This window comes from Pseudomonas sp. K5002, assembly GCF_013386655.1.
GTDB lineage: Bacteria > Pseudomonadota > Gammaproteobacteria > Pseudomonadales > Pseudomonadaceae > Aquipseudomonas.
The window spans coordinates 1-13,467 of record NZ_JACARK010000307.1 but is presented as its reverse complement, the minus strand read 5'-3'; the positions used below and the strand labels follow the sequence as shown (position 1 = coordinate 13,467).

12 protein-coding genes are annotated in these 13,467 nt (G+C 60.4%); all 12 read left to right on the top strand.

Features of this window, described 5'->3' with window-relative positions:
* Positions 1-448, top strand: a 448-nt coding sequence (locus HX846_RS15605; RefSeq protein ID WP_178965671.1) for a lysogenization regulator HflD, incomplete at its 5' end; no start/stop codon positions are given.
* A gap of 124 nt (positions 449-572) precedes the next feature.
* Positions 573-1,943, top strand: a complete 1,371-nt coding sequence (purB, locus tag HX846_RS15600) for an adenylosuccinate lyase (RefSeq protein ID WP_003219584.1) — start codon at positions 573-575, stop codon at positions 1,941-1,943.
* Positions 1,944-2,027: 84 nt separating this feature from the next.
* Complete coding sequence (locus tag HX846_RS15595; RefSeq protein ID WP_003219582.1) at positions 2,028-3,194, top strand: cupin domain-containing protein; 1,167 nt, start codon at positions 2,028-2,030, stop codon at positions 3,192-3,194.
* Complete coding sequence (locus HX846_RS15590; RefSeq protein WP_003219580.1) at positions 3,187-3,609, top strand: GNAT family N-acetyltransferase; 423 nt, start codon at positions 3,187-3,189, stop codon at positions 3,607-3,609. Before HX846_RS15595 ends, HX846_RS15590 begins: the two co-directional genes overlap by 8 nt.
* Before the next feature lie 239 nt (positions 3,610-3,848).
* Positions 3,849-4,586, top strand: a complete 738-nt coding sequence (locus HX846_RS15585) for a secretin N-terminal domain-containing protein (RefSeq protein WP_003219578.1) — start codon at positions 3,849-3,851, stop codon at positions 4,584-4,586.
* A gap of 494 nt (positions 4,587-5,080) precedes the next feature.
* Positions 5,081-6,406, top strand: coding sequence for an isocitrate lyase (gene aceA / locus HX846_RS15580; protein WP_003219577.1), 1,326 nt, complete (start codon positions 5,081-5,083; stop codon positions 6,404-6,406).
* Positions 6,407-7,065: 659 nt separating this feature from the next.
* Positions 7,066-7,479 carry an NADH-quinone oxidoreductase subunit A gene (locus HX846_RS15575; RefSeq protein ID WP_003219575.1) on the top strand — a complete coding sequence of 138 codons (414 nt, stop codon included), beginning with the start codon at positions 7,066-7,068 and terminating at the stop codon, positions 7,477-7,479.
* Positions 7,480-7,489: 10 nt separating this feature from the next.
* Positions 7,490-8,164, top strand: a complete 675-nt coding sequence (locus HX846_RS15570) for an NADH-quinone oxidoreductase subunit B family protein (protein ID WP_003219572.1) — start codon at positions 7,490-7,492, stop codon at positions 8,162-8,164.
* Between the two features lie 72 nt (positions 8,165-8,236).
* A complete protein-coding gene (nuoC, locus tag HX846_RS15565) occupies positions 8,237-10,021 on the top strand; it encodes an NADH-quinone oxidoreductase subunit C/D (protein WP_003219570.1) in 1,785 nt (594 codons plus the stop codon).
* Between the two features lie 2 nt (positions 10,022-10,023).
* Positions 10,024-10,521 (top strand): NADH-quinone oxidoreductase subunit NuoE, encoded by a 498-nt coding sequence (gene nuoE, locus HX846_RS15560; RefSeq protein ID WP_003219568.1) that lies wholly within the window; start codon positions 10,024-10,026, stop codon positions 10,519-10,521.
* Positions 10,518-11,873: an NADH-quinone oxidoreductase subunit NuoF gene (nuoF, locus tag HX846_RS15555; RefSeq protein ID WP_003219566.1), complete on the top strand. Its 1,356-nt coding sequence runs from the start codon at positions 10,518-10,520 to the stop codon at positions 11,871-11,873. Before nuoE ends, nuoF begins: the two co-directional genes overlap by 4 nt.
* Positions 11,874-12,008: 135 nt before the next feature.
* Positions 12,009-13,467: NADH-quinone oxidoreductase subunit NuoG (nuoG, locus tag HX846_RS15550; protein ID WP_178965670.1), on the top strand; the 1,459-nt coding region annotated here is incomplete at its 3' end.

Here is a 13,467-nt window from a genome sequence, read left to right as displayed (position 1 = left end):
GGCCCTGCGCGAAGGTTATCGCGCACTGGTCGGCGCCCTCGAGCGCGACCCAAGCACCTTGCAGCGCGAGCCGCTGCGCTACGCCCTGTCGATGCTCGGCCTAGAGCGTCAATTGGCCAAGCGCGACGACCTGCTGGACACCATCGGCAAGCGCCTGCCGCAGATCCAGTCCCAGGTCGAGCATTTTGGCCCGGCCCACGAAAACGTGATCGCAGCCTGTGGCGCCCTGTACCAGGACACCCTGAGCACCTTGCGCCAGCGGATCCAGGTGCACGGCGATATGCGCAACCTGCAACAACCAAACAACGCCTCGAAAATCCGCGCCCTGCTGTTGGCCGGTATTCGTTCGGCGCGGTTATGGCGCCAATTGGGCGGTCATCGCTGGCAATTGGTGGTCAGCCGACGCAAATTGCTGAAAGAGCTTTACCCGTTGATGCGCAACGAATAAGTCGCAGCAACCGATTTTTTTATAGCCCCACGCGTAATACGCCGGTCAGTTGGCAACGGACCGGCGGATTTTTTCATGTATGATACGCGCCCCATTTCGTTGCCCGACTGTCCGAGAACACCCCATGCAGCTTTCTTCGCTCACTGCGGTTTCCCCTGTTGACGGCCGCTACGCCGGCAAAACCCAGGCCCTGCGCCCTATTTTCAGCGAATACGGCTTGATCCGTGCTCGTGTTCTGGTTGAAGTGCGCTGGCTCCAGCGCCTGGCCGCTCACCCTGGCATCAGCGAAGTGCCGGCGTTCTCTGCCGAAGCCAACGCTGTGCTGAACGCCCTGGCGGAAAACTTCGCTCTGGAGCACGCCGAGCGTGTCAAAGAGATCGAGCGCACCACCAACCACGACGTTAAAGCCATCGAATACCTGCTCAAAGAGCAAGCGGCCAAGCTGCCGGAACTGGCCAAGGTCAGCGAGTTCATCCACTTTGCCTGCACCAGCGAGGACATCAACAACCTGTCCCACGCCCTGATGCTGCGCGAAGGCCGTGATGACGTGATGCTGCCACTGATGCGCCAGACTGCCGACGCCATCCGCGAACTGGCGATCCGTTTCGCCGACGTTCCGATGCTGTCGCGCACCCACGGCCAGCCGGCTTCGCCGACCACCCTGGGTAAAGAACTGGCCAACGTGGTGTACCGCCTGGAGCGCCAGATCGCTCAAGTCGCGGCCGTACCGCTGCTGGGCAAGATCAACGGCGCCGTAGGCAACTACAACGCCCACCTGTCAGCCTATCCTGAGATCGACTGGGAAGAAAACGCCCGCGCCTTCATCGAAGACGAACTGGGCCTGGGTTTCAACCCGTACACCACGCAAATCGAACCCCACGACTACATCGCCGAGCTGTTCGACGCGATTGCGCGCTTCAACACCATCCTGATCGACTTCGATCGCGATATCTGGGGCTACATCTCCCTGGGCTACTTCAAGCAGCGCACCATTGCCGGCGAAATCGGTTCGTCGACCATGCCGCACAAGGTCAACCCGATCGACTTCGAAAACTCCGAAGGCAACCTCGGGATCGCCAACGCCCTGTTCCAGCACCTGGCCAGCAAGTTGCCAATCTCCCGCTGGCAGCGCGACCTGACCGACTCCACCGTACTGCGCAACCTCGGCGTGGGCTTCGCCCACAGCGTGATCGCGTACGAAGCCAGCCTCAAAGGCATCAGCAAACTGGAGCTCAACGAGCAGAAGATCGCCGCTGACCTGGACGCTTGCTGGGAAGTGCTGGCCGAGCCGATCCAGACCGTGATGCGCCGCTACAACATCGAAAACCCGTACGAGAAGCTCAAAGAGCTGACCCGCGGCAAGGGCATCACCTCCGAAGCGCTGCAAACTTTCATTGACGGCCTGGATATGCCAGCCGCCGCCAAGGCCGAGCTGAAACTGCTCACCCCGGCCAACTACATCGGCAACGCTGTGGCTCAAGCCAAACGCATCTGATAGAAGCTTGACCCTTTGAGACGCCCGGCAGCGCCGGGCGTTTTTATTCCCGTCTGAAAAGTGCTTTTTTTCAATAGGTTACACATGAATCCTGACATTCCTCTTCAACTTCTGGGCGGCATCACGGCACGGGAATTCCTGCGCGACTACTGGCAGAAAAAACCCCTGCTGATCCGCCAGGCCATCCCTGACTTCGAAAGCCCGATCGACGCCGACGAACTGGCCGGCCTGGCGCTGGAAGAAGAAGTCGAGTCGCGCCTGATCATCGAACACGGCGAACGCCCGTGGGAGTTGCGCCGCGGCCCGTTCGCCGAAGATGCCTTCAGCACCCTGCCCGAGCGCGAGTGGACCCTGCTGGTGCAGGCGGTCGACCAGTTCGTGCCGGAAGTGGCCGAACTGCTGGAAAACTTCCGCTTCCTGCCAAGCTGGCGCATTGACGATGTGATGATCAGCTACGCCGCCCCGGGTGGCAGCGTGGGCCCGCACTTCGACAACTACGACGTGTTCCTGCTGCAAGGTTCCGGCAAGCGCAACTGGAAGATCGGCCAGATGTGCAACTCCGAAAGCCCGCTGCTGCAACACGCGGACCTGCGCATCCTCGCTGAATTCGAAGAGACCGCCGAATGGGTGCTGGAACCGGGCGACATGCTCTACCTGCCGCCCCGCCTGGCCCACTGCGGCGTGGCCGTGGATGATTGCATGACCTACTCCGTAGGCTTCCGCGCCCCGAGCGCCGCTGAAGTGCTGACCCACTTCACCGACTTCCTCAGCCAGTACCTGACTGACGAAGAGCGCTACACCGACGCCGATGCCCAGCCGGTCAGCGACCCGCACCAGATCCAGGGCGACGCCCTCGACCGCCTGAAAAGCCTGTTGGCCGAGCACATGAGCGACGAGCGCATGCTGCTGACCTGGTTCGGCCAGTTCATGACCGAGCCGCGCTACCCGGAACTGGTCGCCGGCCCGGAAGTGGAAGAAGAAGACCTGCTGGGCAGCCTGGAAAACGGCGCCGTGCTGATCCGCAACCCGAGCGCCCGCCTGGCCTGGTCCGAAGTCGACGACGACCTGCTGCTGTTCGCCAGCGGCCAGAGCCGCCTGTTGCCGGGCAAGCTGCGGGAACTGCTGAAGCTGGTGTGCGCCGCCGACGCCCTGCACATCGACAACCTCGGCCCATGGCTGGCGGATGAAGATGGCTGCGCCCTGCTGTGGGAACTGGTCAAGCAAGGGAGCCTGGGGTTTGCCGATGAATAAGATTCACGTAAGTGTCGCGGACTGGCAAAAGGATATCGCCGAGATACGGCGCATTCGTGAAGCGGTATTTATCGCTGAACAATCGGTTCCACCGGAGCTGGAATGGGATGCAGACGACGCGAGTGCCGTGCATTTCCTGGCGTTCGAAGGCGACTTTCCCATCGGTACTGCACGCCTGCTGCCTACCGGCGAGATCGGCCGCGTGTCGGTTCTCAAAGACTGGCGCGGCCTGAAGGTCGGCGACAAGCTGATGGAAGCGGTGATCGGCGTGGCCGAGAAACGCGGCCAGACCCGGCAGATCCTCAGTGCACAGGTCCATGCGGCGCCGTTTTATGAGCGCCTGGGCTTCAAGATTGTCAGCGATGAGTTCCTGGAAGTCGGGATTCCTCACGTTGATATGGTGCGCGAGGGCTGATCCGAGACCGCGCCGCGCCCTTCGCAGGCAAGCCAGCTCCCACATTCGATCCAGTACATCCTTTGGAATGAGGTCAAATGTGGGAGCGGGCTTGCTCGCGAAGGCGCCATCAGCAACACCTCAAAAGGCCCTGCCATCCCCCGATGCCAGGGCCTTTTGCCGTCCAGGATTCAACTTGCACCCCGCCAGGCCGACAAACTGGCAATATCTAGCCTAAATGACTCGCAGAGATAACGGACATGTCCCTACGCACCCTGCTCACCCTGTTGCTCCTGGCCACCAGTTTCTCGGTGATGGCCGCCACCGAAGTCGTGCCCCTGAGCAACCGCACCAGCGCCGACCTGCTGCCGGTGGCGCAGAACTTTATCGGCAAGGACGGCACCGTCAGCGCCTACGGCAACCAACTGATCGTGAATGCCGAGCCCGACAAGATCCAGGGCCTGCGCGCCCTGCTCGCGCAACTGGACACGCCTTCCAAGCGCCTGCTGATCACCGTCGACACCAACGAAAACAACCAGCAGAGCAACGGCAACAATCAAACCCAGGTCATCACCTACAGCACCGAGAGCCGTGACGGCGGGATCCAGCAGATCCAGGCCAGCGAAGGCGTGCCCGCGCTGATCCAGGTCGGCCAGAGCGTGCCCCTCACCACCACCCAGCCCGATGCCTACGGCCGCCCGCAGAACCAGACCCAGTATCGCAACGTAACCCAGGGTTTCTACGTGACGGCCAGCGTCACCGGCGAGACCGTTCACCTGAGCATCAGTACCAATCGTGACCGCATGAGCCAGGAACGTCCCGATGTAGTGAACGTGCAAAGTACCGACACAACTGTCAGCGGACGCCTGGGCGAGTGGATCACCCTGGCCGGGATCAACCGCCAGACCCAGGCCGACAAAAGCACTACAACCCGCAGCTACTCTACTCAAGGGCGCGATGACCTGACATTGCGGGTCAAAGTCGACACGCTGAACTGAAGCACCAAAAACTGACTGGCGAGTCGTATTAGACTAAAGATGTAGTGCTTGAAAAAAAGCACTACAAAACATTTGACGATCCAAAAAAGCATGGGCATGATGGCCTCGCTCCCGCTAATCAGGGGCCCTGGCAAGGGCCTTCGGATCGTCGCTCAAAGCCACCCACCTGAGCCGATTCGTGTCTGTACCGCCCACAAGGTGTGTTTGACGAGGTTGCGACTGGAACGAAGTTGTCCCGAGGGACGGAAGCTAACCAGGTAACCCGGCAACACACTGATGGATCGTACAAAGGCCCACGACGCCCGAAGACTGTTCGCAGTTCGCCCTTACCTGCTCAACTCCCCCTTGAGCCACTCGTTCATCCCGTCGCCTTCCCCGCCGAGCCTGACTTGACCGCCTAAGCTTCTGGTCAGCGAGCAGCCATAACCACGCACTGATTACGTGGCTGGCAAATGGAATTTTCCACCTAGACCTATGCGACGAGGTTTTTCCCCATGGCACTGACACGCGAACAGCAAATTGCAGCCCTTGAAAAAGACTGGGCTGAAAACCCACGCTGGAAAGGCGTGACCCGCGCTTATTCCGCTGCTGACGTCGTCCGCCTGCGTGGCTCGGTTCAACCTGAGCACACCTTTGCAAAACTCGGCGCCGAGAAGCTGTGGAAGCTGGTCACCCAGGGTGCCAAGCCGTCCTTCCGTCCCGAAAAAGATTTCGTCAACTGCATGGGCGCCCTGACTGGCGGCCAAGCGGTTCAACAGGTCAAAGCCGGTATCCAGGCGATCTACCTGTCTGGCTGGCAAGTGGCAGCGGACAACAACTCCGCTGAATCCATGTACCCCGACCAATCGCTGTACCCGGTGGACTCCGTGCCAACCGTGGTCAAGCGCATCAACAACTCGTTCCGCCGTGCCGACCAGATCCAGTGGAAAGCCGGTAAAGGCCCGGGCGATGAAGGCTACATCGACTACTTCGCACCGATCGTTGCAGACGCTGAAGCCGGTTTCGGCGGCGTACTGAACGCCTACGAGCTGATGAAGAGCATGATCGAGGCAGGCGCTGCCGGCGTTCACTTCGAAGACCAGCTGGCTTCGGTGAAGAAATGCGGCCACATGGGCGGTAAGGTACTGGTTCCAACCCAGGAAGCTGTTCAAAAGCTGACGGCTGCTCGTCTGGCTGCTGACGTTGCTGGCACTCCGACCATCATCCTGGCCCGTACCGATGCCAACGCGGCTGATTTGCTGACCTCGGATTGCGACCCGTACGACCAGCCGTTCGTGACTGGCGAACGTACCCAGGAAGGTTTCTATAAAGTGCGCGCCGGTCTCGACCAGGCGATCGCTCGTGGCCTGGCCTACGCGCCGTACGCCGACCTGATCTGGTGCGAAACCGCCAAGCCGGACCTCGACGAAGCCCGCCGCTTTGCCGAAGCCATCAAGAAGGAATACCCGGATCAACTGCTGTCCTACAACTGCTCGCCTTCCTTCAACTGGAAGAAGAACCTGGACGACGCGACCATCGCCAAGTTCCAGCGTGAACTGTCTGCCATGGGCTACAAGCACCAATTCATCACCCTGGCCGGCATTCACAACATGTGGCACAGCATGTTCAACCTGGCGCACGACTACGCCCGCAACGACATGACTGCCTACGTGAAGCTGCAGGAACAAGAGTTCGCTGATGCTGCCAAGGGTTACACCTTTGTGGCGCACCAGCAGGAAGTGGGCACCGGTTACTTCGACGACATGACCACCGTGATCCAGGGCGGCACCTCGTCCGTGACTGCGCTGACCGGTTCGACCGAAGAAGAGCAGTTCCACTAAGTACTGAGTACACGGCCACTGCGGCCCCACGGAAGACCTAACCGCAGTGCCGCACAGCAATCACGCCCCGACTGGTTCGGGGCGTTTTTTTTGCACTGATGAAACCCTGCCTGACACAACACAGATCAAAATGTGGGAGCGGGCTTGCTCGCGAATGCGGTGTATCAGTCAACAGATTCATTGGCTGACCCACTGCATTCGCGAGCAAGCCCGCTCCCACAAGGGGAATGTGTGCATTCTGAAAATTTGTGCAAAACATTGATCTAGAGCGGTATCTGCATCAACCAGATCGGTTAAAAGATCTCCGTCAGCAACTAAGCGACAATCTAGCAAGTAACGGCAACTTCCCCCGCCACACGAGAAACATTCGCTTAAACCCCACGCAAACAATATTCATTATCATTTAGAGCATGAAAACTTCTTTACCGGTTAAACAAAACACAATTCGTGAAAAGCCCGCTAATGCCCGCCCCACAAGGGCTACAGCCCCAAGAAGGTGCACTATGTCCTTATTCCATCGAATAATTTCGCTATAGGAATTTTACTTGCCCGGTGTTTAGCCATAAAATCACCGCGATTGATTGCGCTGCGACATATCGTCACTGCATCGTTACTTTTTCGAGCTCAGAGACCTTTGCTCTCTGTTAAGGATTTCCAGCATGACCGAAGCGACAGGACTCATGGCCCACAACTGGGGCTTTGCCATTTTCCTCCTCGGTGTAGTCGGCCTTTGCGCCTTCATGCTCGGCGTCTCCAGCCTCCTCGGGTCAAAAGCCTGGGGCCGCAGCAAAAACGAACCGTTCGAGTCCGGCATGCTACCTACAGGTGGCGCCCGCTTGCGGCTCTCAGCCAAATTCTATCTGGTCGCGATGCTCTTCGTGATCTTCGACATCGAAGCCCTTTTTCTCTTTGCCTGGTCTGTGTCCGTCCGCGAAAGCGGCTGGACCGGATTCGTCGAAGCCCTCGTTTTCATAGCAATTCTGTTGGCAGGCCTTGTCTACCTATTTCGAGTGGGCGCCCTTGACTGGGCTCCGGAAGCTCGTCGCAAGCGGCAAGCGAAGCTGAAACAATGAGGCTTTGGCGATGCAATACAATCTCACCAGGATCGACCCGGATGCTCCTAACGAGCAGTACCCAATCGGCGAACGGGAAACCGTTTCCGACCCGTTAGAAGACCAAGTCCACAAAAACATCTACATGGGCAAGCTGGAAGACGTGCTGAGTGGCGCGGTCAACTGGGGACGTAAAAACTCCCTGTGGCCGTACAACTTCGGTCTGTCCTGCTGCTACGTGGAAATGACCACCGCCTTCACGGCGCCCCACGACATCGCGCGCTTTGGCGCCGAAGTTATCCGGGCATCGCCGCGTCAGGCGGATTTCATGGTTATCGCCGGTACCTGCTTTATCAAGATGGCGCCGATCATCCAGCGTCTCTACGAGCAAATGCTCGAGCCAAAGTGGGTTATCTCCATGGGTTCGTGCGCCAACTCCGGTGGCATGTACGACATCTACTCCGTGGTTCAGGGGGTGGACAAGTTCCTGCCCGTGGACGTCTACGTGCCTGGCTGCCCGCCCCGCCCTGAAGCATTTCTGCAAGGCTTGATGCTGTTGCAGGAATCGATTGGCAAGGAGCGTCGCCCACTTTCCTGGGTTGTCGGAGATCAAGGCGTATACCGCGCCGAGATGCCGTCACAAAAGGAACAGCGCCGCGAACAGCGTATTCAGGTAACCAACCTGCGCAGCCCCGACGAAGTCTGATCCAGAACCGCTTCTTTTATAGAACGAAAACCTGGCTTCATTCTTTACGTTGACCGAAAGCGATAAAAAACCATGACTACAGGCAGTGCTCTGTACATCCCGCCTTATAAGGCAGACGACCAGGATGTGGTCGTCGAACTCAACAACCGTTTTGGCCCTGACGCCTTCACCGCCCAGGCCACACGCACCGGCATGCCGGTGCTGTGGGTGGCGCGTGCCAGGCTCGTCGAAGTCCTGAGCTTCCTGCGCAACCTACCCAAGCCGTACGTCATGCTCTATGACCTGCATGGCGTGGACGAGCGCCTGCGCACCAAGCGCCAGGGGCTGCCGAGCGGCGCCGACTTCACCGTGTTTTACCACTTGATGTCGCTTGAACGTAACAGCGACGTGATGATCAAGGTGGCCCTCTCCGAGAGCGACCTGAGCGTTCCGACCGTGACCGGTATCTGGCCCAACGCCAACTGGTACGAGCGTGAAGTGTGGGACATGTTCGGCATCGATTTCCCGGGCCACCCGCACCTGTCGCGCATCATGATGCCGCCGACCTGGGAAGGTCACCCGCTGCGCAAGGACTTCCCTGCCCGCGCCACCGAATTCGATCCATTCAGCCTGACCCTCGCCAAGCAACAGCTTGAAGAAGAGGCTGCGCGCTTCCGTCCGGAAGACTGGGGCATGAAGCGCTCCGGCACCAACGAGGACTACATGTTCCTCAACCTGGGCCCGAACCACCCTTCGGCTCACGGTGCCTTCCGCATCATCCTGCAACTGGACGGCGAAGAAATCGTCGACTGCGTACCGGACATCGGCTACCACCACCGTGGTGCCGAGAAGATGGCCGAGCGTCAGTCGTGGCACAGCTTCATCCCGTACACCGACCGTATCGACTACCTCGGCGGCGTGATGAACAACCTGCCGTACGTGCTCTCGGTCGAGAAGCTGGCCGGCATCAAGGTGCCGGACAAGGTCGACACCATCCGCATCATGATGGCCGAGTTCTTCCGGATCACCAGCCACCTGCTGTTCCTGGGTACCTATATCCAGGACGTCGGCGCCATGACCCCGGTGTTCTTCACCTTCACCGACCGTCAGCGTGCGTACAAGGTCATCGAAGCCATCACCGGTTTCCGCCTGCACCCGGCCTGGTACCGCATCGGCGGCGTCGCCCACGACCTGCCGCGTGGCTGGGAACGCCTGGTCAAGGAATTCATCGACTGGATGCCCAAGCGTCTAGACGAATACCAGAAAGCCGCCCTGGACAACAGCATCCTCAAGGGCCGGACCATCGGCGTCGCCCAGTACAACACCAAAGAGGCCCTGGAATGGGGCGTCACCGGTGCTGGCCTGCGTTCCACCGGTTGCGATTTCGACCTGCGTAAAGCACGCCCGTACTCCGGCTACCAGAACTTCGAATTCGAAGTGCCGCTGGCGGCCAACGGCGATGCCTACGACCGCTGCATCGTGCGCGTCGAAGAAATGCGCCAGAGCCTGAAGATCATCGAACAGTGCATGCGCAACATGCCGGAAGGCCCGTACAAGGCGGATCACCCGCTGACCACGCCACCGCCGAAAGAGCGCACGCTGCAACACATCGAAACCCTGATCACGCACTTCCTGCAGGTTTCGTGGGGCCCGGTAATGCCGGCCAACGAGTCCTTCCAGATGATCGAAGCGACCAAGGGTATCAACAGTTATTACCTGACGAGCGATGGCGGCACCATGAGCTACCGCACCCGGATTCGTACGCCAAGCTTCCCGCACCTGCAGCAGATCCCTTCGGTGATCAAAGGTGAAATGGTCGCGGACTTGATTGCGTACCTGGGTAGTATCGATTTCGTTATGGCCGACGTGGACCGCTAAGCATGAATAGCACGCTTATCCAGACAGACCGTTTCACCTTGAGTGAAACCGAGCGCTCGGCCATCGAGCACGAGCTGCATCACTACGAAGACCCGCGCGCGGCGTCGATCGAAGCCTTGAAGATCGTCCAGAAGGAACGTGGCTGGGTGCCGGACGGCGCCCTCTACGCCATCGGCGAGATCCTCGGCATCCCCGCCAGCGACGTTGAAGGCGTGGCGACGTTCTACAGCCAGATCTTCCGCCAGCCGGTCGGCCGCCACATCATTCGCGTGTGCGACAGCATGGTCTGCTACATCGGTGGCCACGAGTCCGTGGTCAGCGAGATCCAGAGCAAGCTGGGCATCGGCCTGGGCCAAACTACTCCGGACGGGCGCTTCACGCTGCTGCCGGTGTGCTGCCTGGGCAACTGTGACAAGGCGCCGGCGTTGATGATCGACGACGACACATTCGGCGACGTGCAGCCTGCTGGCGTCACCCAATTGCTCGAGGGCTACCCATGACCCTGACTTCCTTCGGTCCTGCCAACCGCATCAAGCGGTCGGCCGAGACTCACCCGCTGACCTGGCGCCTGCGTGACGACGGCGAGCCTGTTTGGCTTGACGAGTACCAGGCCAAGAACGGTTACGCGGCCGCGCGCAAAGCCTTTGCCGACATGGCCCAGGACGACATCGTCCAGACCGTGAAGGACGCAGGCCTCAAAGGCCGCGGCGGTGCAGGCTTCCCCACCGGTGTCAAGTGGGGCCTGATGCCGAAAGACGAATCCATCAACATCCGCTACCTGCTGTGCAACGCGGATGAAATGGAGCCGAACACCTGGAAAGACCGCATGCTGATGGAGCAACTGCCCCATCTGCTGATCGAAGGCATGCTGATCAGTGCCCGCGCGCTGAAAACCTACCGTGGCTACATCTTCCTGCGTGGCGAATACACCACCGCCGCCAAGCACCTGAACCGTGCCGTGGAAGAAGCCAAGGCCGCTGGCCTGCTGGGCAAGAACATCCTTGGTTCGGGTTTCGACTTCGAACTGTTCGTGCACACCGGCGCCGGGCGTTATATCTGCGGTGAAGAAACCGCACTGATCAACTCCCTCGAAGGCCGCCGCGCCAACCCGCGTTCCAAGCCGCCCTTCCCTGCCGCCGTGGGCGTGTGGGGCAAGCCGACCTGCGTGAACAACGTCGAGACCCTGTGCAACGTGCCGGCAATCATCGGCGACGGCGTGGAGTGGTACAAATCGTTGGCCCGCGAAGGCAGCGAAGACATGGGCACCAAGCTCATGGGCTTCTCCGGCAAGGTCAAGAACCCGGGCCTGTGGGAACTGCCTTTCGGCGTGACCGCACGCGAGCTGTTCGAGGACTACGCCGGCGGCATGCGCGATGGCTACACCCTCAAGGCCTGGCAGCCAGGCGGCGCCGGTACCGGCTTCCTGTTGCCAGAACACCTGGACGCTCAAATGTACGCCGGCGGCATCGGCAAGGTGGGCACCCGTATGGGTACCGGCCTGGCCATGGCCGTGGACAACACCGTGAACATGGTGTCGTTGCTGCGCAACATGGAGCAATTCTTCTCCCGCGAATCCTGTGGCTTCTGCACCCCGTGCCGCGACGGTTTGCCATGGAGCGTCAAGCTGCTGATGGCCCTGGAAAACGGCGAAGGCCGCGAGGGCGACATCGAGACCCTGCTGGGTCTGGTCGGTTTCCTCGGCCCAGGCAAGACCTTCTGTGCTCACGCACCGGGCGCCGTGGAGCCATTGGGCAGCGCGATCAAATACTTCCGCTCGGAGTTCGAAGCCGGCATCGCGCCTACCAGCGCCGCCGTCCCGCCTCTGGCAAGGCCGATCGTAGTCGGCGCGTAACGCTTAAAAAGGCGAAGGGTCCGTGCCCTTCGCTTTCTCATGTGCTGACGCCTTCAAGGCTGTGTTGATGCACATGAATAACAAGATTCCATTAGCCACGCCCGCTGACACCGGGCCAACGAAGAACTTTGAACCATGGCCACTATCCACGTAGACGGCAAAGAGCTCGAAGTCGATGGGGCAGACAACCTGTTACAGGCGTGTCTGTCGCTAGGCCTCGACATTCCATATTTCTGCTGGCACCCCGCCCTTGGCAGCGTTGGCGCTTGCCGCCAGTGCGCGGTCAAGCAGTACACCGACGAGAACGACACCCGTGGTCGTATCGTCATGTCCTGCATGACCCCTGCCACCGACGGCAGCTGGATCTCCATCGAAGACGAAGAAGCGAAAGTGTTTCGCGCCAGCGTCGTCGAATGGCTGATGACCAACCACCCGCACGACTGCCCTGTGTGTGAGGAAGGCGGCCACTGCCACCTGCAAGACATGACCGTGATGACCGGCCACAACGAGCGCCGGTATCGCTTCACCAAGCGTACCCACCAGAACCAGCAACTGGGCCCGTTCATTTCCCACGAGATGAACCGCTGCATCGCTTGCTACCGCTGCGTGCGCTTCTATAAGGACTACGCCGGCGGTACCGACCTCGGTGTGTTCGGCGCCCACGACAACGTGTACTTCGGTCGCGTTGAAGACGGCACCCTCGAAAGCGAGTTCTCCGGCAACCTCACCGAGGTCTGCCCGACCGGTGTGTTCACCGACAAGACTCACTCCGAGCGCTACAACCGCAAGTGGGACATGCAGTTCTCGCCGAGCATCTGCCATGGCTGCTCCAGCGGTTGCAACATCTCCCCGGGCGAACGCTACGGCGAACTGCGTCGGATCGAAAACCGCTTCAACGGTTCGGTCAACCAGTACTTCCTGTGCGACCGTGGCCGTTTCGGCTACGGCTACGTCAACCGCGAAGACCGCCCGCGTCAGCCACTGCTGGCCGACGGCGCCAAGCTGAGCCTCGACGAAGCACTGGATAAAGCCGCTGACCTGCTGCGCGGTCGCAACATCGTCGGTATCGGTTCGCCCCGCGCCAGCCTCGAAAGCAACTACGCGTTGCGCGAACTGGTGGGTGCCGAGCACTTCTACTCGGGTATCGAAGCCGGTGAACTGGAGCGCATCCGCCTCGTGCTGCAAGTCTTGAACGACAGCCCGCTGCCGGTTCCGAACATGCGCGACATCGAAGACCATGACGCGATCTTCGTCCTCGGTGAAGACCTGACCCAGACCGCTGCCCGTGTCGCCCTGTCCCTGCGCCAGTCGGTAAAAGGCAAGGCCGAAGACATGGCCGACGCCATGCGCGTCCAGCCATGGCTCGACGCTGCGGTGAAAAACATCGGCCAGCACGCGCTGAACCCGCTGTTTATCGCCAGCCTGACCGCCACCAAGCTCGACGACATCGCAGAAGAATGCGTACACGCCGCGCCTGACGACCTGGCCCGCATCGGTTTCGCCGTGGCCCACGCCCTCGACGCCAGCGCGCCTGCCGTAGAAGGCCTGGACGCTGAAGCCGCTGAACTGGCCAAGCGCATCGCCGACGCCCTGC